The 19,818-nt window shown below is 72.5% G+C and carries 14 protein-coding genes and 1 pseudogene; all 15 read left to right on the forward strand.

Annotated features, from left to right (window positions below):
• Nucleotides 1-126: 126 nt before the first annotated feature.
• Nucleotides 127-2,775: a valine--tRNA ligase gene (locus ACZ462_RS06550; protein WP_467806883.1), complete on the forward strand. Its 2,649-nt coding sequence runs from the start codon at nt 127-129 to the stop codon at nt 2,773-2,775.
• 157 nt (nt 2,776-2,932) lie between these two features.
• Nucleotides 2,933-4,096, forward strand: coding sequence for a sensor histidine kinase (locus ACZ462_RS06555; RefSeq protein WP_467806885.1), 1,164 nt, complete (start codon nt 2,933-2,935; stop codon nt 4,094-4,096).
• A gap of 155 nt (nt 4,097-4,251) precedes the next feature.
• Complete coding sequence (gene folC, locus ACZ462_RS06560; protein WP_467806955.1) at nt 4,252-5,724, forward strand: bifunctional tetrahydrofolate synthase/dihydrofolate synthase; 1,473 nt, start codon at nt 4,252-4,254, stop codon at nt 5,722-5,724.
• A 3-nt stretch (nt 5,725-5,727) separates the two neighbouring features.
• Nucleotides 5,728-6,069: a DUF4233 domain-containing protein gene (locus ACZ462_RS06565; RefSeq protein WP_114057547.1), complete on the forward strand. Its 342-nt coding sequence runs from the start codon at nt 5,728-5,730 to the stop codon at nt 6,067-6,069.
• Nucleotides 6,070-6,194: 125 nt separating this feature from the next.
• The gene (gene ndk, locus ACZ462_RS06570) at nt 6,195-6,605 is read left to right on the forward strand and encodes a nucleoside-diphosphate kinase (protein ID WP_365508714.1); all 411 of its coding nucleotides are present in this window, start codon (nt 6,195-6,197) and stop codon (nt 6,603-6,605) included.
• Between the two features lie 297 nt (nt 6,606-6,902).
• Nucleotides 6,903-7,922, forward strand: a complete 1,020-nt coding sequence (locus ACZ462_RS06575; protein WP_008738981.1) for a rod shape-determining protein — start codon at nt 6,903-6,905, stop codon at nt 7,920-7,922.
• Nucleotides 7,923-8,096: 174 nt separating this feature from the next.
• On the forward strand, nt 8,097-9,047 hold the full coding sequence (gene mreC / locus ACZ462_RS06580; RefSeq protein ID WP_365508717.1) for a rod shape-determining protein MreC: 951 nt from the start codon (nt 8,097-8,099) through the stop codon (nt 9,045-9,047).
• 12 nt (nt 9,048-9,059) lie between these two features.
• A complete protein-coding gene (gene mreD / locus ACZ462_RS06585) occupies nt 9,060-9,764 on the forward strand; it encodes a rod shape-determining protein MreD (RefSeq protein WP_467806886.1) in 705 nt (234 codons plus the stop codon).
• A gap of 13 nt (nt 9,765-9,777) precedes the next feature.
• On the forward strand, nt 9,778-11,958 hold the full coding sequence (gene mrdA / locus ACZ462_RS06590) for a penicillin-binding protein 2 (protein WP_467806888.1): 2,181 nt from the start codon (nt 9,778-9,780) through the stop codon (nt 11,956-11,958).
• A gap of 10 nt (nt 11,959-11,968) precedes the next feature.
• Complete coding sequence (rodA, locus tag ACZ462_RS06595) at nt 11,969-13,168, forward strand: rod shape-determining protein RodA (protein ID WP_467806889.1); 1,200 nt, start codon at nt 11,969-11,971, stop codon at nt 13,166-13,168.
• 138 nt (nt 13,169-13,306) lie between these two features.
• Nucleotides 13,307-14,848, forward strand: coding sequence for a CYTH and CHAD domain-containing protein (locus ACZ462_RS06600; protein ID WP_467806891.1), 1,542 nt, complete (start codon nt 13,307-13,309; stop codon nt 14,846-14,848).
• A gap of 80 nt (nt 14,849-14,928) precedes the next feature.
• A complete protein-coding gene (locus ACZ462_RS06605) occupies nt 14,929-16,857 on the forward strand; it encodes a TIGR03960 family B12-binding radical SAM protein (protein ID WP_467806893.1) in 1,929 nt (642 codons plus the stop codon).
• Nucleotides 16,858-16,991: 134 nt separating this feature from the next.
• Complete coding sequence (locus ACZ462_RS06610; protein ID WP_467806894.1) at nt 16,992-17,879, forward strand: hypothetical protein; 888 nt, start codon at nt 16,992-16,994, stop codon at nt 17,877-17,879.
• Between the two features lie 229 nt (nt 17,880-18,108).
• Nucleotides 18,109-18,888, forward strand: coding sequence for a TIGR03936 family radical SAM-associated protein (locus ACZ462_RS06615; protein ID WP_467806895.1), 780 nt, complete (start codon nt 18,109-18,111; stop codon nt 18,886-18,888).
• Between the two features lie 234 nt (nt 18,889-19,122).
• Nucleotides 19,123-19,818 (forward strand): annotated as a pseudogene (locus ACZ462_RS06620) (ribonuclease E/G); the annotation flags it as partial.

Genomic DNA, 19,818 nt, shown 5'->3' on the forward strand with positions numbered 1-19,818 from the left:
GCCCTCGTCCCCCTTCAGGATGTTTATGCGCTCCACACATCCTGGCCCACGCGGGTCGGGCGCAGGCCGCCGGGCCCCCTGATTACCGGTTTCAGTACCGGACCGTTACGCCTCTAAACTGTGCCCGTGACCGAGAACACGCAGACACCCAGCAGCCCCGACTCCGAACTGCCGACCCAGTACGCGCCGGCCGAGGTAGAGGGGAAGCTCTACGAGCGCTGGGTAGAGCGTGGGTACTTCACCGCCGACGCGGCGAGCGAGAAGCCCGCGTACACCATCGTCATCCCGCCGCCGAACGTCACCGGATCGCTCCACCTGGGCCACGCCTTCCAGCACACGCTGATGGACGCCCTGACCCGCCGCAAGCGCATGCAGGGCCACGAGGCCCTGTGGCTGCCCGGCATGGACCACGCCGGCATCGCCACCCAGAACAAGGTCGAGCAGCAGCTCGCCGAGGAGGGCAAGTCCCGCCACGACCTGGGCCGCGAGGAGTTCGTCGAGCGCGTCTGGCAGTGGAAGGAGGAGTACGGCGGCAAGATCCTCGGCCAGATGCGCCGCCTCGGCGACGGCGTCGACTGGTCGCGCGAGCGGTTCACCATGGACGAGGGCCTGTCCAAGGCCGTCCAGACGATCTTCAAGAAGCTGTACGACGACGAGCTGATCTACCGCGCCGAGCGCATCATCAACTGGTGCCCGCGCTGCCTGACCGCCATCTCGGACATCGAGGTGGAGTACCAGGAGGACGCCGGTGAGCTCGTCTCCATCCGGTACGGCGAGGGCGAGGACTCCCTGGTCGTCGCGACGACCCGTGCCGAGACGATGCTCGGCGACACCGCGGTCGCCGTCCACCCGGACGACGAGCGCTACAAGCACCTCGTCGGCAAGCAGATCAAGCTGCCGCTGACCGACCGCACCATCCCGGTCGTCGCCGACACGCACGTCGACCCCGAGTTCGGCACCGGCGCCGTCAAGGTGACCCCGGCGCACGACCCGAACGACTTCGCGATCGGCCAGCGCCACGACCTGCCCTCCATGACGATCATGGACGAGCACGGCGTCATCACCGTCCACGGCCCCTTCCTCGGCCTGGACCGCTACGAGGCCCGCTCCTCCGTCGTCGGCGCCCTGCGCGAGCAGGGCCGGATCGTCGCCGAGAAGCGCCCGTACATGCACTCCGTCGGCCACTGCTCGCGCTGCAAGACGACCGTCGAGCCGCGCCTGTCCATGCAGTGGTGGGTCAACGTCAAGCCGCTGGCCAAGGCCGCCGGCGACGCCGTCCGCGACGGCCGCGTCAGGATCCACCCCGAGGACATGTCGAAGCGCTACTTCGACTGGGTCGACAACATGAACGACTGGTGCATCTCGCGCCAGCTGTGGTGGGGCCACCGGATCCCGATCTGGTACGGCCCGGACGGCGAGATCGTCTGCGTCGGCCCCGACGAGCAGCCGCCGGCGGGCGAGGGCTGGCACCAGGACACCGACGTCCTCGACACCTGGTTCTCCTCCGGCCTGTGGCCGTTCTCCACGCTCGGCTGGCCGGAGAAGACCCCGGACCTGGCGAAGTTCTACTCCACCGACGTCCTGCTGACCGGCCACGACATCATCTTCTTCTGGGTCGCCCGGATGATGATGTTCGGCCTGTACGCGATGGACGGCGAGGTCCCGTTCAAGACCATCGCCCTGACCGGCCTGGTCCGCGACGAGCGCGGCAAGAAGATGTCGAAGTCCTTCGGCAACGTCGTCGACCCGCTGGACTGGATGGACAAGTACGGCTCCGACGCCGTCCGCTTCACCCTCGCCAAGGGCGCGAACCCGGGCACCGACGTCCCGATCGGCGAGGACTGGGTCCAGGCGTCCCGGAACTTCGCCAACAAGATCTGGAACGCGACCCGCTTCGCGCTGATGAACGGCGCCACCGTCGAGGGCGAGCTGCCGCCGGCGGAGAAGCTGTCCGCCACCGACCGCTGGATCCTCTCGCGCCTGAACAAGACGGTCGCGCAGGTCGACGCGTACTACGAGGACTTCCAGTTCGCCAAGCTCAGCGAGGCGCTCTACCACTTCGCGTGGGACGAGGTCTTCGACTGGTACGTCGAGCTGTCGAAGACGACGTTCTTCGCGGGCGGTGAGGGCGCCAAGGCCTCCGGCCGGGTCCTCGGCGAGGTCCTGGACGTCCTGATGCGGCTGCTGCACCCGATCGTCCCGTTCGTCACCGAGACCCTGTGGACGACCCTCACCGGCCGCGAGTCCATCGTGGTCGCCGAGTGGCCCTCCACGGTGTCCGTCCCCGGTGCCGACGCACCCGGCGGCTTCCGCGACGAGGCCGCCGAGGCCGAGATCGGGAACCTCCAGCAGGTCGTCACCGAGGTCCGCCGCTTCCGCGCCGACCAGGGCCTGCAGCCGGGCCAGAAGGTGCCGGCCCGCCTCGACCTCGCCGGCACCCCGCTCGCCGCGCACGAGGCGGCCATCCGCCAGCTGCTGCGCCTCCAGCCGGAGGGCGAGGGCTTCAGCGCCACCGCCACACTGCCGGTCGGCGGTGCGACCGTCGCGCTCGACCTGTCGGGCACCATCGACGTGGACGCCGAGCGCAAGCGCCTCTCCAAGGACCTCGCGGCCGCGGAGAAGGAGAAGGCCCAGGCCGAGGCGAAGCTCGGGAACGAGGCGTTCCTGGCGAAGGCCCCCGACAACGTCGTCGACAAGATCAAGGGCCGGCTGGCCAAGGCCGAGGCGGACATCGCCCGCATCCAGGCCCAGCTGGAGGCGCTGCCCGCCGCCTGACGGACCGTACGGCCGCCCGCAGGCCCCCGCACCGCACCCGCGGCGCGGGGGCCTGCGCCGTGCGGGGGAGGTTCCCGGCGCGGCCGTGCCGATTCTCACGCCCGCCGCAGCCCGCCGCCCGCCTCCTCCCCGTCTGCGACCGCGGAAGATGGACACCATGTCCGTCACGCCCGCCGCCTCGGCGTTCCACCGGGCGGCGGCGGCCGCCGCCGCCGCGGGCCGCCGTACCGCCGGCGCCTGGTCCGCCGGGCCGCAGCGGGCGCAGGACCTGCTCGCCGCCTTCGGCTGCCTGGCCCTGATGGCCCTGGACCTGCCGGGCCTCGCCGCCGCCGACAACTCGCTGAACGGAGTGCTGGCCGCCGCCGTGCTCGCCGCCGGGGCGGCGACGCTCCTGGTGCGGCGCTGCGCGCCGTGGATCGCGTACGCCACCGCGCTGCTGTTCCTCGGCTGGCTGCACGAGCTGACGCTGGTCCAGTTCGCCCTGTACTCGGTGGGCCGCTTCCGCGGACGGCGGGCCGCGGTGCTCGCCACCGCCGGGTACGTGGGGTACGCGCTCGCCGTGTTCAGCGTCCCCGGCTGGCCCGAGCCTCGCGCCCAGACGCTGAGCGCGTACGTGAGCCTCGTCGTGCCCATCGGGGTGCTCGCCTCGGTCGTCGGGGTCGCCGCCTCCCGCCACGACCTGGTGCGCGAGCTGGAGGCCCGGCGGGCGGAGGCGGCCGTGCTGCACGCGGTCCAGCAGGAGCGCACCTCGGTCCGCCGGGACGTCCACGACTTCGTCGGCCGGGAGCTGACCCTGCTGACGGTCCGCTCCGAGGTGCTGTCGCGGCGCGCCCGCGGGACGGCGTACGGGAAGGACTTCGAGGAGCTGGCGGACACCGCGCGCCGGGCCCACCTCGCCCTCAACGAGATCATCGTGCAGCGCGGCGGGCCCGCCGCCACCCCGGGCGTGGAGGGGCTGGCCGCGCTCGCCGAGGAGAGCGGACGAGCCGGCACGCCGGTGCGGATGGAGCTGGACCCGCGGGTGCACGGGCTGTCGCCGCTGCGGCAGGCCGCCGTCTACCGGGTGGTGCAGGAGTGCCTGACCAACGCCGCCAAGCACGCCGGCGGCGAGACCGTCGACGTCCGGATCGAGGCGGACGGCGGGCAGCTGCGGATCTCGGTCGGCAACCCGCTGCCGGCCGGGCTCCCGGCCCGCGCGCCGGTCTCGGCGGGCTCGGGCACGGCGAGCATGGCGGAACGCGTCGGCAGCCTGGGCGGCACCCTGACAGCCACCCGGACGGACGACGCGTACGTGGTCGTCGCCACCCTCCCGTGCGGATAGGCTTCCGGCGGCCGGGGCAGTACGGGTGGATACGCTGCAAACGGTGTCAAGGTGCCCGGGCCGGAAGCCGCGCGGGCCCGCGTCCGTAAACTGGGTCCGTGAGTGAGCAGCAGCCCGAGGGCCACGGCCCCGACGACCGCGACGACACCCTCGACATGTTCGACCGGATCGTGGCCGAAGAGTCCGAGCGCGACCCCGACCTGGCGGTGATCGAGGCCGGCAGCCGCACCCTGCGCGCCCAGGCCGGACCGCCGCAGGGCGACGCGGTGCCCGCCGAGCCCCTCGACCCCGAGGTGGCCGCGGCGCTGCGGGAGGTCGAGCAGGAGCTTTCCACCCGCTGGGGCGAGACGAAGCTGGAGCCGTCCGTGTCGCGGATCGCCGCGCTGATGGACGTCCTCGGGGAGCCGCAGCGCGCGTACCCGACGATCCACGTGACCGGCACCAACGGCAAGACCAGCACGGCCCGCATGATCGAGGCCCTGCTGAACGCCTTCGACCTGCGCACCGGCCGGTACACCAGCCCGCACGTGCAGTCGGTCACCGAGCGGATCAGCCTGGACGGGGCGCCGATCGCGGCCGAGCGGTTCGTGGAGACCTACCGCGACATCAAGCCGTACGTGGAGATGGTCGACGCCGCGCAGGAGTACCGGCTGTCGTTCTTCGAGGTGCTCACCGGCATGGCGTACGCGGCGTTCGCGGACGCACCGGTCGACGCGGCCGTCATCGAGGTCGGCATGGGCGGCACCTGGGACGCGACGAACGTCATCGACGCCTCGGTCGCGGTCATCACCCCGATCAGCCTGGACCACACCGACCGGCTGGGCTCGACCCCGGGCGAGATCGCGGGGGAGAAGGGCGGCGTCATCAAGCAGGACTCCACCGTGATCCTGGCCCAGCAGCCGGTGGACGCGGCGCAGGTGCTGCTGAAGAAGGCCGTCGAGGCGGACGCGACGGTCGCCCGCGAGGGCATGGAGTTCGGCGTCGTCTCCCGCGAGGTGGCGGTCGGCGGGCAGATGCTGACGCTGCGCGGCATGGGCGGCGAGTACGACGGCATCTTCCTGCCGCTGCACGGCGCGCACATGGCGCACAACGCGGCGGTGGCGCTGGCCGCGGTCGAGGCGTTCTTCGGCGTCGGCCGGGAGGCCGCGCGGGAGCTGGACGCCGACACGGTGCGCCGGGCGTTCGCGTCGGTGGCCTCGCCGGGCCGGATGGAGGTCGTCCGTCGCAGCCCCACGGTCATCCTGGACGCGGCGCACAACCCGGCCGGCGCGCGGGTGACGGCCGAGGCGGTCACCGAGGCCTTCGGCTTCAGCCGGCTCATCGGCGTCGTCGCAGCCAGCGAGGGCAAGGACGTCCGCGGGGTGTTCGAGGCCTTCGAGCCGATCTTCGCGGAGGTCGTGGTCACCGTGAACACCAGCCACCGGGCGATGTCGGCGGACGAGCTGGCGGCCATCGCGGTCGAGGTGTTCGGCCCCGACCGGGTGCAGGTGGAGCCGCGGCTTGACGACGCCCTGGAGGCCGCCATCACCCTGGCGGAGGAAGAGGGCGAGTACGGAGGGGCCGGCGTCCTGGTCACCGGCTCCGTGATCACGGTGGGCGAGGCCCGCCTGCTGCTGAAGAGGGGCTGACGGATGCGCACGCTGTGTGCGAGCACCCTGATCGCGGAGTTCTTCGTGATCGGTTTCGCCGGGCTGGTCGCCATGAAGGGCGACCTGTCGCAGGCCACGGTCTGGACGGTCTGCGGGATCGCCATGCTGCTGTCGGTGCTGCTGTGCGGGATGCTGTCGCGCCCCGGCGCGGTGCAGATCGGCTGGGCGCTGCAGATCGGGCTGATCGCGAGCGGCTTCGTCGTGCCGACGATGTTCTTCCTCGGGGCGGTCTTCGCCGGCCTGTGGTGGTGCTCGGTCCACTACGGCCGCAAGATCGACGAGGCCAAGGCCCGCTGGGCCGCTCAGGGCGAAGCCCAGGCCTGAGGCCGGCGGGGCCTGGGCGGGCCCCGGGAGGCAGGCGGAAGGGGTACCCGGTCCGGGTGCCGGCGGTCCCCGGCGCTCCCTGTAGCCTCGTACCACCGCACCCGTTTGCCGCAAGGAGCCGCAACATGTCCCAGCGCACGCTCGTCATCCTCAAGCCCGACGCGGTCAAGAGGGGACTGGTCGGCGAGATCATCGGCCGCATCGAGCGGAAGGCCGGCTGGACGATTCCCGCCATGGAGCTGCGCACGCTGGACCAGGAGACCCTGGAGGCCCACTACGGCGAGCACAAGGGCAAGGTCTTCTACGAGCCGCTCATGGGCTTCATGGCGAGCGGCCCGGTCGTCGTCCTCGTGGTCGAGGGCGAGCGGGCCATCGAGGGCGTCCGGCAGCTGGCCGGCCCGACCGACCCGATCGCCGCGGCGCCCGGCTCCATCCGGGGGGACTTCGGGACCATCGTCCGCGAGAACCTGATCCACGCGTCGGACTCGGAGGAGTCCGCGGAGCGCGAGCTGAAGCTGTTCTTCCCCGCGCTGTGAGCCCGTCCCTCCTGACGTGACATCAGCCGAATAGCGCTCTCCACCTGGGGCGACCGAAGTAATTTCGGTCGCCCTTCGGTATACGGGCGCACCCGCGGGAACGCATGGGCAGGACACGACGTCACCAGTAAGGGGGCGGGTATCCGTTCCGGCGGGATTGCCGGAGTCCCGTCGCGCGATGTGCGCACCCGCGGCACTACGATGGGGCCTCCACCCACACACCCACCTCGCCGACCTGACAGCAGCCGCTATCAACTGGAAGGCCAGACGCTCCTCATGGGGAACAAGGGGAACAACATGTCGTTCATCGGCCGTGACATGGCGATCGACCTCGGGACCGCCAACACGCTGGTGTACGTGAGGGGCCGGGGGATCGTCCTGAACGAGCCGTCCGTGGTCGCCATCAACACGAACACCGGTGGCATTCTGGCGGTCGGCTCCGAGGCGAAGAAGATGATCGGGCGCACGCCCGGGAACATCGTCGCCGTCAGGCCCCTCAAGGACGGCGTCATCGCCGACTTCGAGATCACCGAGCGGATGCTCCGGTACTTCATCCTCAAGATCCACAAGCGCCGCTACCTGGCCCGCCCGCGCGTCGTGGTCTGCGTCCCCTCGGGCATCACCGGGGTGGAGCGCCGCGCCGTCATCGAGGCGTCCACCCAGGCGGGCGCCCGTCAGGTCCACATCATCGAGGAGCCCATGGCCGCGGCCATCGGCTCGGGCCTCCCGGTCCACGAGGCCACCGGCAACATGGTCGTGGACATCGGCGGCGGCACCACCGAGGTCGCCGTCATCTCCCTCGGCGGAATCGTCACGGCCCAGTCCATCCGGGTCGCCGGAGACGAGCTCGACAACGCGATCATCCAGCACATCAAGAAGGAGTACAGCCTCCTCCTCGGTGAGCGGACCGCCGAGCAGATCAAGATCACGATCGGGTCGGCGTACGACCTCGACAAGGACGAGCACACCGAGATCCGCGGCCGGGACCTCGTCTCGGGCCTGCCCAAGACCGTCGTCATCTCGGCCGCCGAGGTCCGCAAGGCCATCGAGGAGCCGGTGAACGCGATCGTGGACGCGGTCAAGACCACCCTCGACAAGTGCCCGCCGGAGCTCTCCGGCGACATCATGGACCGCGGCATCGTCCTCACCGGCGGCGGCGCCCTGCTGCGCGGCCTCGACGAGCGGCTGCGCCGCGAGACGGGCATGCCGATCCACATCGCCGAAGACCCCCTGGACTCCGTCGCGCTCGGCTCCGGCAAGTGCGTGGAGGAGTTCGAGGCGCTCCAGCAGGTCCTGGACGCCCAGCCCCGACGGTGACGCCAACCCCCCTGCGGGCGCGCACGGAACACAAGGATCCGCCGTACGGGTGCTGCCGCGCCCGTGCGGCGGATCGTTGATATACAGGCAGCAGCCCGGTGCCCCCCGAGCACCGGGCGCGACCGGAGCGGCTCAGCCGCACGGGCAACTACGAGGAAGGCACGGCCGCCGCACGTGAGGGACACACGAGAAAGCCGGCTGCTCCTGGTGCTCCTGATCGCCATCGCGTTCGCATTGATCACGGTGGACATCAGGGCAGGCGAGGAGTCGCCGGTCGACGGCGCCCGGCAGGCCGCCGCGGCGGTCTTCGGACCGGTCGAGGAAGGCGTCGCCTCGGCCGTCGACCCCGTCGCCCACGCCATAGGCGCCGTACGGGACTCCGGCGAGCGGCACAGCCGCATCGCCGTCCTCGAACGCGAGAACGCCGCCCTGAAGGCCAAGCTGGGCAGCGAGGACCTCACCCGCAGCCGCATCCGCGAACTCGACGAGATGCTCAAGCGGGCCGGCTCCGGCCAGTACGGCATCAAGGGCGCCGAGGTCATCGCCATAGGAGCGGCCCAGGGCTTCTCCTGGACCGTCACCATCGACGCCGGCAGCAACGACGGCATCGAGCGCGACATGACCGTCCTCAACGGCGACGGCCTCGTCGGCCGCGTCGCCACCGTCGGCCCCGACACCGCCACCGTCGTCCTCGCCAACGACCCCGACTTCACCGTCGGCACCCGCCTGGAGAAGACCGGCGAACTCGGCTTCGCCACCGGGCAGGGCGACCGCGCCCTGTCCGTCCAGATGCTCAACGGCAAGGCCAAGGTCGCCCCCGGCGACCGGCTCGTCACCTTCGGGTCCCGCGGCAACAAGCCCTTCGTCCCCGGCGTCCCCATCGGCGAGGTCGTCAAGGTCGACCCCGCCCGCGGCGACCTCACCCGCACCGTCTGGGTACGCCCCTTCGTCGGCTTCTCCCGGCTCGACATCGTCGGCGTCGTCGTCGTACCGCCGCGCGAGGACCCGCGCGACACCGTCCTGCCCCCCAAGCCCGCGGTCCAGCCCACCCCGACGGTCACGGTCACGGTCACCCCGTCCCCGTCCGCGTCCGCCGGTGCCCCCGCCAAGCCGGCCGACGAGTAGGAGCTGCCCCCCATGCGCTTCAACCGGATCCTGCTCTCCGCCACGCTCGTCGTGGTCGCCCTCGTCATCCAGGTCAGCGTCCTCGGACGGCTGCAACTGCCCGGTGCCGTGCCCGACCTCGTCCTGCTGACCGTCGTCGCCCTCGCCCTCGTCTACGGGCACACCAGCGGCGCCCTCATCGGCTTCGCCGCCGGACTCGTCGCCGACCTCGCCCCGCCCGCCGACCACGCCGCCGGGCGCTACGCCCTCGTCCTGTGCGTCATCGGCTACGCCGCCGGCCTCGTCCGGCCCGACTCCGGGCGGTTCCGCTCCGCCTGGGGGCCCCTGCTCACCGTCGTCGCCGCGGCCATCACCTCCACCCTGATGTACGCGGGCGTCGGCGCCCTCGTCGGCGACACCGCCGCCCGCCACGTCGGCCTGACGGGGCTGCTGCTCACCGCGACCGCCTACGACCTGCTCCTCGCGCCGTTCACGGTGCCGTTCATCATGGCCCTCGCCCGGCGCGCCGAGAACGACCCGATGGCCGTCGAGGCCAGCGCCGGTCAGGCCAAGGCCGCCGACGTCTCCTCCGGCTGGGTCGCCGGCGGCACCGGCCTGCGCATCGGCAGCCAGCGCGGCGGCCTCCGGCTGATCACCGCGCGCAACCGGGCCAACCGGGCCGGCCGGATAAGGGGGGTCAAGGGCGTCAAGGGTGTGAAGAGCGTCAAGAAGCTGTGAGGGGGCAGGGCCCGTGACCAACACCCCCGAGACCCGCCGCACCTCCCGCGTGCAGATCCGGCTCGTCATCGTCCAGGTGCTCGTCTGCTCCATGCTGGCCACGCTCGGCGGGCGCCTGTGGTACATCCAGATCCGCAACGGCGACGAGTACTCCTACGAGGCCAGGCACAACCACGTCCAGCGCGTCGTCCAGCCCGCCGTGCGCGGCCCCATCCTCGACGCCCGCGGCGTGGCCCTCGCCGACAACGAGACCCGGCTCGTGGTCTCGGCCAGCCGCACCGCGCTGATGAAGATGAAAGACAAGGGCGCGGGCGTTCTCACCCGGCTCGCCGGCGTGCTCGACATGACGCCGAAGGAGGTCATGGAGAAGGTCCGCATCTGCGACTCCCAGACCCCCCGCCCCTGCTGGAACGGCTCCCCCTACCAGCCGATCCCGGTCACCTCGGAGGCCACCACCCAGCAGGCCCTCCAGATCCGCGAGCGCCCCGAGGAGTTCCCCGGCATCACCGCCGAGCCGACCGCCGTACGCCGCTACCCGGCGCCCGGCGGCGCCCGCACCGCGCAGGTCCTCGGCTACCTCTCCCCGGTCACCGACGAGGAGATCCAGAAGGCCAAGAACACCGACTCGCCGCACCTGCGCTCGGACCAGGTCGGCCGCTCCGGGATCGAGCGGACGTACGACAAGGAGCTGCGCGGCAAGGCGGCCGTCACCTCCTACGAGGTCGACAACCTCGGCCGGGTCATGGGCCAGACCAGGTCCGACCCGGGCGTCCCCGGCTCCACCCTCGTCACGAGCATCGACGCCCGCGTCCAGGCCGTCGCGGAGTTCGAGCTCCAGCAGGCGATGAAGACCGTCCGCCAGGAGACCGACAAGATCACCGGGCGGAAGTACGAGGCCGACTCCGGCGCCGTCGTCGTGATGGAGGCCAAGACCGGCCGCATCGTCGCCATGGCCTCCCAGCCCGACTACGACCCCAACGCCTGGGTCGGCGGCATCTCCGCCAAGGACTACGCCCGGCTCACCAGCAAGAGCTCCAACTACCCGCTCCTCAACCGGGCCATCCAGGGCCAGGCCCCCGCGGGCTCCATCTTCAAGGTGGTCTCGGCCAGCGCCGCCGTGCGCGCCGGCTACCCCTTCGACAGCCGCTACAACTGCAGCAGCTCCTACAGCCTCGGCGGCCGCAGCTTCGCCAACTTCGAGTCCAAGGGGCACGGCCCCATCACCCTCGGCGAGGCGCTCAAGTTCTCCTGCAACACCGTCTTCTACGCCCTCGGGCACAAGGAATGGCAGCGCGACGGCGGCCTGACCCCGAAGAAGGACGCCCACGACTGGTTCTACCGGACCGCCCGGGAGTTCGGCCTCGGCTCCGAGACCGGGGTCGACCTGCCGAACGAGGTCACCGGCCGCATCCCCGACCGGCAGTGGAAGAAGGACTTCTGGAAGGCGAACAAGGACGCCTGGTGCAAGCAGGGCAAGAAGGGCGGCACCTACGTCGAGCAGATCGCCTACGAGAGCTGCCTCGAAGGCAACCAGCTCAAGGCGTTCGACAGCATCAACTTCGCCATCGGCCAGGGCGACGTCCTCGTCACCCCCATCCAGATGGCGACCGCCTACGCAGCCATCAGCAACGGCGGCACCCTCTACAACCCCACCGTCGGCAAGGCCGTCATCAGCCCCGACGGCAAGAGGACCGCCGTCATCCCGCCCACGCCGCACGGCCGGCTGCCCGTCGACGCCAAGACCCTGAAGGACCTCGACAAGGGCCTGCGGATGGTCGTCGAACCGGGCGGCACCGCCGCCTGGCGCTTCGGCGGCTGGCCCCAGGACAAGATCCCGATGCGCGCCAAGACCGGCACCGCCCAGGTCTACGGCAAGCAGACGACCTCCTGGCTGGCCACCTACACCGACGACTTCACCATCGTCATGACGATCTCCCAGGGCGGCACCGGCTCCGGTGCCTCCGGCCCCGCCGTCCGCAACATCTACAACGCCCTGTACGGCCTCGACATGGAAGGCGGCTTCGACCCGGCCCGGGCCCTGCTGCCCAAGCCGCAGACCAAGCTGCCCGCCGTCCGCCCCGACGGCACCATCGAGGCGCCCGAGGTGAAGCCGTACGTGCCCCCGTCCCCCGAAGACCCGGCGGCGCCCGCGCTCGCCGGACCCCCCGCACCGCCCCCCTCGTGGCAGGACTGAGCCCACCACCATGCAGACCGCCAACAAGTTCTCCGTCTCCCGGTACGCGCCCGAGCGCGGCGCGATGGCCAAGCTGACCTCGCGCGACTCGGTGCTGCGCCGGCTCGACTGGCCGATACTCCTCTCGGCGCTCGCCCTGTCCCTCCTCGGCACCCTGCTGGTGTGGTCGGCGACGAGGAACCGGACCCAGCTCAACCAGGGCGACCCGTACTACTTCCTCGTCCGCCACGCCATGAACACCGGCATCGGGCTCGTCCTGATGATCGGCACGATCTGGCTCGGCCACCGCACGCTGCGCGGGGCCGTGCCGGTCCTCTACGGCATCTCCCTCGTGCTGATCATCGCGGTGCTCACCCCGCTCGGCGCCACCATCAACGGCGCCCACGCCTGGATCGTCCTCGGCGGCGGCTTCTCGCTCCAGCCCTCCGAGTTCGTCAAGATCACGATCATCCTGGTCATGGCGGTGCTGCTGGCCGCGCGGGTCGACGCGGGCGACATCGCCCATCCCGACCACCGCACGGTCGTCAAGGCCCTGCTGCTCGCGGCCGCCCCCATGGGCATCATCATGCTCATGCCCGACCTCGGGTCGGTCATGGTCATGATCGTCATCGTGCTCGGCGTCCTGCTCGCCTCCGGCGCCTCCAACCGCTGGGTCTTCGGCCTCCTCGGCTCCGGCGTCGCCGGCGCCGTCCTCGTCTGGCAGCTCGGCATCCTCGACGAGTACCAGATCAACCGCTTCGCGGCCTTCGCCAACCCCGAACTCGACCCCGCAGGCGTCGGCTACAACACCAACCAGGCGCGCATCGCCATCGGCTCCGGCGGACTCACCGGAGCGGGGCTGTTCAAGGGCTCCCAGACCACCGGCCAGTTCGTCCCCGAGCAGCAGACCGACTTCGTCTTCACCGTGGCGGGGGAGGAGCTCGGCTTCGTCGGCGCCGGCCTCATCCTCGTCCTGCTCGGCGTCATCCTCTGGCGCGCCTGCGTGATCGCCCGGGAGACCCCCGAGCTGTACGGGACCATCGTCTGCGCCGGCATCATCGCCTGGTTCGCCTTCCAGTCCTTCGAGAACATCGGCATGACGCTCGGGATCATGCCTGTGGCCGGGCTGCCGCTGCCGTTCGTCTCCTACGGCGGGTCGTCCATGTTCGCGGTGTGGGTGGCCATCGGGCTGCTCCAGTCGATCAAGGTGCAGCGTCCGATGTCGGCGTAGGGCGGCGGGTCAGGCGTCGGGAGGGGCGGTAGGCGGGGGCGCCGGGCGGGGCCGCTCCGCGGCCGGATCTCCTCCGTTTCGCCGCGCGGGCGCCCGTTCGCCCTGCAGCCGCCCGCCGACCGGGTCTAAGTTCGGTGCATGGCCGACACCACACGCGAGATCGAACGCAAATTCGAGTTCACGACGGCCGAGGCCGAACGGCGCGGCATCCCCGACCTGGCCGGAACCGCCGGGATCGCCGCCGTCGCCGACCGCGGCACCGCCGACCTCGACGCCGTCTACTACGACACCCCCGACCAGCGGCTCGCCGCGGACGGCGTCACCCTGCGCCGCCGCACCGGCGGCACCGACGCCGGCTGGCACCTCAAACTGCCCGTCTCCCCGGGCGTCCGCGACGAGATCGGCGCCCCCCTCGCCGACACCGTCCCCCGCCACCTCGCCGCCCTCGTCCGCTCCCGCGTCCGCGACGCAGGCCTCGTCCCGCAGATCAGGCTCCGCTCCACCCGCCGCATCAGCCACCTCCTCGACGCCGACGGCACCCTCCTCGCCGAACTCTCCACCGACACCGTCCACGCGGAATCCCGGCAGGCCGGCGACGCCGACGCCGCCACCGCCGACTGGACCGAGATCGAGGTCGAACTCGCCGAGGGCACCGACCCCGCCCTCCTCGACGCCGTCGCCAAGAAATTCCGGAAAGCCGGCATCCGGGCCTCCGACAGCCCCTCCAAACTCGCCCGCGCCCTCGCCGAGACCGGCACCGCCGCCGCCCCCGCACCCCGCCCCGGACCCGCCGAGGGCACCGCGGGCGCGTACGTCCTCGCCTACCTCCGCGAGCAGCGCGACTCCCTCGTCGCCCACGACCCCGCCGTCCGCCGCGACCTCCCCGACGCCGTCCACCAGATGCGCGTCGCCAGCCGGCGCCTGCGCAGCGCCCTCAAGGCGTACAGCAAGGTCCTCGACCGCGCGGCCACCGACCCCCTCGGCGACGAACTGCGCCGGCTCGCCGGCGAACTCGGCGTCGACCGCGACCAGGAAGTCCTCCACGAACGCTTCCGGACCCGCATCGGCGAACTCCCGCACCACCTCCTCCTCGGACCCGTCCGCGGCCGCCTGCGCACCTGGAACAACGGCCGCCGCGCCGAGTCCCGCCGCCGCGCCCTCGCCGCCCTCGACTCCCCCCGCCACCTCGCCCTCCTCGACTCCGTCGACGCCCTGCTCGCGGACCCGCCGCTGCTCCCCGCCGCGGGCAAGCCCGCCGGGCCCGTCCTCGCCAAGGCCGTCCGCCGCGAGTACGACCGCCTCGCCGGCCGCATCGCCGACGCCCTCGCCCTCGACCCCGGCCACGAGCGCGACCTCGCCCTGCACGCCGCCCGCAAGGCCGCGAAACGGGCCCGCTACGCCGCCGAGGCGGCCGAACCGGCGCTCGGCAAGCCGGCCAAGCGCCTGCGCAAGGACCTCAAGGCCGTCCAGACCCTGCTCGGCGACCACCAGGACGGCGTCGTCGCCCGCGAAGCCCTCCGCGACCTCTCCGTCCAGGCGGCCGCGGCCGGCGAGAACGCCTTCACCTGGGGTGTCCTCTACGCCCGCGAGGACGCCCTGGCCGCCCGGAGCGAACGCGACCTACCGCACGTATGGGACAAGGTCGCACGCCGGGCACGCAAGAAGGGCCTCCGCCCGTAGGCGGTGATCACACCGTCCGGCGTGCCCGGCCCCTCGGGTTACGCTAGAGAGTCACCCCCTGCCCGCTTCACGAAAGTCGCGTGATGTCCGAGTCGGTCTTCCCACAGCTCGAAGCTCTGCTCCCGCATGTGCAGAAGCCCATCCAGTACGTCGGCGGTGAACTCAACTCCACCGTCAAGCCGTGGGATTCGTGTGACGTCCGGTGGGCGCTCATGTACCCGGACGCGTACGAGGTCGGGCTCCCCAACCAGGGCGTCATGATCCTCTACGAGGTGCTGAACGAGCGCGAGGGCGTCCTCGCCGAGCGCACGTACAGCGTGTGGCCCGACCTCGAAGAGCTCATGCGCGAGCACAAGGTGCCGCAGTTCACCGTCGACAGCCACCGCCCCGTCGGCGCCTTCGACGTCTTCGGCCTGTCCTTCTCCACCGAGCTGGGCTACACCAACATGCTCACGGCGCTGGACCTCGCGGGCATCCCCCTCGAAGCCCGCGACCGCACCGTCGACCACCCGATCGTCCTCGCCGGCGGCCACGCCGCCTTCAACCCCGAGCCGATCGCCGACTTCATCGACTGCGCCGTCATCGGCGACGGCGAGCAGGCCGTCCTCGACATCACCGAGATCATCCGCGCCTGGAAGGCCGAGGGCCGCCCCGGCGGCCGCGAGGAGCTGCTGCTGCGCCTCGCCAAGACCGGCGGCGTGTACGTCCCCGGCTTCTACGACGTCGAGTACCTGCCCGACGGCCGCATCGGGCGTGTCGTCCCCAACCGCTCCGGCGTGCCGTGGCGCGTGTCCAAGCACACCGTCATGGACCTCGACGAGTGGCCGTACCCCAAGCAGCCGCTGGTCCCGCTCGCCGAGACCGTCCACGAGCGGATGTCCGTCGAGATCTTCCGCGGCTGCACCCGCGGCTGCCGCTTCTGCCAGGCCGGCATGATCACGCGCCCCGTGCGGGAGCGAAGCATCACCGGCATCGGCGAGATGGTGGACCGCGGCCTGAAGGCCACCGGCTTCGAGGAGGTCGGCCTGCTCTCGCTGTCCTCCGCGGACCACACCGAGATCGCCGACATCGCCAAGGGCCTCGCCGACCGCTACGCGGACGACAAGGTGGGCCTGTCCCTCCCCTCGACCCGCGTCGACGCGTTCAACGTGGACCTGGCGAACGAGCTCACCCGCAACGGCCGCCGCTCCGGCCTGACCTTCGCCCCCGAGGGCGGCTCCGAGCGCATGCGCAAGGTCATCAACAAGATGGTCTCGGAAGAGGACCTGATCCGCACCGTCGCCACCGCCTACGGCAACGGCTGGCGCCAGGTGAAGCTGTACTTCATGTGCGGCCTGCCGACCGAGACCGACGAGGACGTCCTCCAGATCGGTGACATGGCGGTCAACGTGATCGCCAAGGGCCGCGAGGTGTCCGGCCAGAACGACATCCGCTGCACCGTCTCCATCGGCGGCTTCGTCCCCAAGCCGCACACCCCCTTCCAGTGGGCCCCCCAGCTGTCGGCGGAGGAGACGGACGCCCGCCTGGCGAAGCTCCGCGACAAGATCCGCGGCGACAAGAAGTACGGCCGCTCCATCGGCTTCCGCTACCACGACGGCAAGCCGGGCATCGTCGAGGGCCTGCTCTCCCGCGGCGACCGCCGGATCGGCGACGTCATCCGCGCCGTGTACGAGGACGGCGGCCGCTTCGACGGCTGGCGCGAGCACTTCAGCTACGACCGCTGGATGGAGTGCGCCGAGAAGGCCCTCCCGCAGTACGGCGTCGACGTGGCCTGGTACACGACGCGCGAGCGCACCTACGAGGAGGTCCTGCCCTGGGACCACCTCGACTCGGGCCTCGACAAGGACTGGCTCTGGGAGGACTGGCAGGACGCCCTCGACGAGACCGAGGTCGAGGACTGCCGCTGGACCCCCTGCTTCGACTGCGGCGTCTGTCCTCAGCTCGGGCTCGACATCCAGATCGGCCCCACGGGCAAGAAGCTCCTGCCGCTGACGGTCGTCAACAAGTAGGACCTCCCGCCCCGCCCGGAATCAGCCCGGAGCGCCTGCCTCGTCCGCAGGTGCTCCGGCCGCCGGGCGGGATCCGGGTGAAGATCCGCGCCCCCGCTGCAACGGCACGGGGGCGTTCCTGTGTCCTTGGGGGCATGGAACGCGTCAACCGACCCTCCGCCGGCCAGGGCGAAGGCTGCCTCACCGGGGTGCTCCGGGTGCCCGTCAAGATCGTCGCCGTGCTCGTCGTGCTGCCCGTGCGGGTGGTGTGGGAGCTGCTCGCCGCCGGTGCGCGGGCCCTGTACCGGCACGTGCTCGGGCCGCTGTGGACCCACGTCCTCGGGCCCGTGCTCCGCGGCACCGGGTGGGTGCTGGGCGTGCTGCTCAGGCTGGTCTTCGTCTGGCCGTGGGTCGGGCTGTGGCGGTACCTGCTCGCGCCCGCGGGCCGCGCCCTGTACGCGTACCTGCTCGCCCCTGTCGGGCGCGGCCTGCGGTGGCTGGGCTCCGCCGGCCACCGCTGGCTGATCGCCCCGACCGGGCAGGGCCTCGTATGGCTGGGCCGGGCCGTGTACGGGTACCTGCTCGCCCCGATCGGGCGCGCCGTGCTGTGGCTGGGATGGGCCGTGTACCGGTATCTGCTCGCGCCGGTCGGGCGCGGGGTGCTGTGGCTGCTCCGCGCCGCCTGGGAGTACCTGGCCGTTCCCGTGGGTCGGGCGGTCGCCTGGACCGCCGCGGCGGTGTGGCGGTGGGTGCTCGTCCCCGTCGGGACGGCTCTCGCCTGGCTCGCCCGCGGCGTCCACCGCCTGCTGCTCCTGCCGCTGTGGCAGCTCCTCGTCTGGGCCTGGCACGTGGCCGGCCGGATCGCCCGGGCCCTGTGGCGGGGGATCTCCCTGACCGCGTGGGTGCTGGTCGGCTGGCCCTGCCGGCAGCTGTACCGGTACGTCCTCACGCCGGTCGGGCACCTGCTGCGGGAGGCGGGGCGCACCGTGCGCACCACCGCCCGGCAGGTCCGGGCCGAGGTGCGCCGCGTACTCCTCGGGTGACCGCCCCGGGAACCGGCGAGGTCAGGGGCGCGTAATCTGGGTAGTACGACAGCCACAGGCCGCCTGCCCGCCCCCGAGCACCCCCCGCCCCCGAGGCGGGGGCGAGCCGGGGCGCGGGGCACGGCCGGCAGTCCCCCCGGACCTCAGGGCGACGCGCGAGACGCGGAGCCCCGCACAAGGAGAAGAACCCCTGGGCAAGCGACAGCCCGAAGGCCCGCCCCCCGCACCCGTGGCGCAGCGCATCCGCCTGCGCTACACCAAGCGCGGCCGCCTCCGGTTCACCAGCCACCGCGACTTCCAGCGCGCGTTCGAACGCGCCCTGCGCCGTGCCGAGGTGCCGATGGCGTACTCGGCCGGCTTCACCCCCCACCCCCGCGTCTCCTACGCGAACGCCGCGCCGACCGGCACCGGCAGCGAGGCCGAGTACCTGGAGATCGCGCTCACGGAGCCCCGCGATCCGGAGAAGCTCCGCGAACTGCTCGACGAGTCGATGCCGCTCGGCCTCGACATCATCGACGCCGTCGAGGCCCGCACCTCCGGCCTCGCCGACCGGCTGACCGCCTCCGTGTGGGAGCTGCGGCTCGACGGGGTCGACTCCGCCGAGGCGGCGCGCGCGGCCGAGGCCTTCCTCGCCGCCGAGCAGGTGGAGGTGCAGCGCCGCACCAAGAACGGCATGCGCACCTTCGACACCCGGGGCGCCGTCGCCTCCCTGGAGGTTCTTCCTCCGGCTGATAGGACGGCGGACAATGCCTGTGCGATACTGCGGCTGGTTGTTCGGCATCTGACACCTGCCGTTCGACCCGACGACGTCCTGTCCGGTCTCCGAGCTGTGGCCGACCTGGCGCCGCCGGTCCCCGCTGCGGTGACCAGGCTGGCGCAGGGGCTCTTCGACGAGGAGTCCGGCACGGTGACCGACCCGCTCGCGCCCGACCGCGAGGCCGACACGGCCGCTCCACCCACGGCCGCCGTGGCTGCCGACGCGAAGGCGCCGGAAGGTCCCGCCGCGTAAGGGCGTCGCCGCCGCCGCGCAGCCCTGGTACTCGGGAGCCACCTGGGTCGGGCCGCGCATCGACCTGAAGACTTCCGCCAGGCCGTACGAAAGCGTACGGAACCGGCGGCCATGGACTACAGCTCCCGTGAGGCGAACGCGCCCCGGAGGCCGGCTCCGCGCCGACACGCGCGGAGCCGAGCCGGACCGGATGTCAGCCGCGGAGCCCGGGAGCGTGACGGGAGAACCGCCCGCATGCTCGACAACGAGACCAACAACAACACCGCCGGCATCGACAACGGCAGCCCGAGCGACAACCTGCCGCCGCGCAGGCGCCGCCGTGCCGCGTCGCGTCCCGCCGGCCCGCCCGGTGCGACCGCCGCCGCCTCCGCACCTGCCGCCGAAGCGGTCGAGGCCGCGCCGGCCGCCCCCGCCGCCGAGGCCGCGCCCGCCGCCCCGCCGCGGCCCCGCCGCCGCGCCACCCGCGCCGCCTCCGCCCCGGCTGCCGAGGCTGCCGCCGTCGTGGAGGCGCCTGCCGCTGCCGTGGAGGCTCCGTCCGCCGTCGAGGAGGCCGCCGCCCCGGCTCCGCGGACCCGCCGCCGTGCCACCCGTGCCACCGCCGCCCCGGCTGCCGAGGCCGCCGCCGTGGTCGAGGCTCCCGCTGCCGTGGAGGCTCCGGCCGCCGTCGAGGAGGCCGCCGCTCCGGCTCCGCGGACCCGCCGCCGTGCCACCCGGGCGACCTCCGCCCCGGCTGCCGAAGCCGCCGCCGTGGTCGAGGCGCCCGCCGCCGTCGAGGCTCCCGCCGCGTCCGTCGAGGCTCCCGCCGCCGTCGAGGACGCCGCCGCCCCGGCTCCCCGGACCCGCCGCCGTGCCACCCGGGCGACCTCCGCCCCGGCTGCCGAAGCCGCCGCCGTGGTCGAGGCGCCCGCCGCCGTCGAGGCTCCCGCCGCA

The organism is Streptomyces sp. NPDC031121 (assembly GCF_055570615.1).

Coding starts and splice junctions, on each gene's coding strand:
- ACZ462_RS06555 (WP_467806885.1), top strand. CDS start 2,933: ATGTCCGTCACGCCCGCCGCCTCGGCGTTCCACCGGGCGGCGGCGGCC.
- ACZ462_RS06600 (WP_467806891.1), top strand. CDS start 13,307: ATGGCCGACACCACACGCGAGATCGAACGCAAATTCGAGTTCACGACG.
- ACZ462_RS06575 (WP_008738981.1), top strand. CDS start 6,903: ATGTCGTTCATCGGCCGTGACATGGCGATCGACCTCGGGACCGCCAAC.
- rodA (WP_467806889.1), top strand. CDS start 11,969: ATGCAGACCGCCAACAAGTTCTCCGTCTCCCGGTACGCGCCCGAGCGC.
- ACZ462_RS06565 (WP_114057547.1), top strand. CDS start 5,728: ATGCGCACGCTGTGTGCGAGCACCCTGATCGCGGAGTTCTTCGTGATC.
- mreD (WP_467806886.1), top strand. CDS start 9,060: ATGCGCTTCAACCGGATCCTGCTCTCCGCCACGCTCGTCGTGGTCGCC.
- folC (WP_467806955.1), top strand. CDS start 4,252: ATGTTCGACCGGATCGTGGCCGAAGAGTCCGAGCGCGACCCCGACCTG.
- ACZ462_RS06610 (WP_467806894.1), top strand. CDS start 16,992: ATGGAACGCGTCAACCGACCCTCCGCCGGCCAGGGCGAAGGCTGCCTC.
- ndk (WP_365508714.1), top strand. CDS start 6,195: ATGTCCCAGCGCACGCTCGTCATCCTCAAGCCCGACGCGGTCAAGAGG.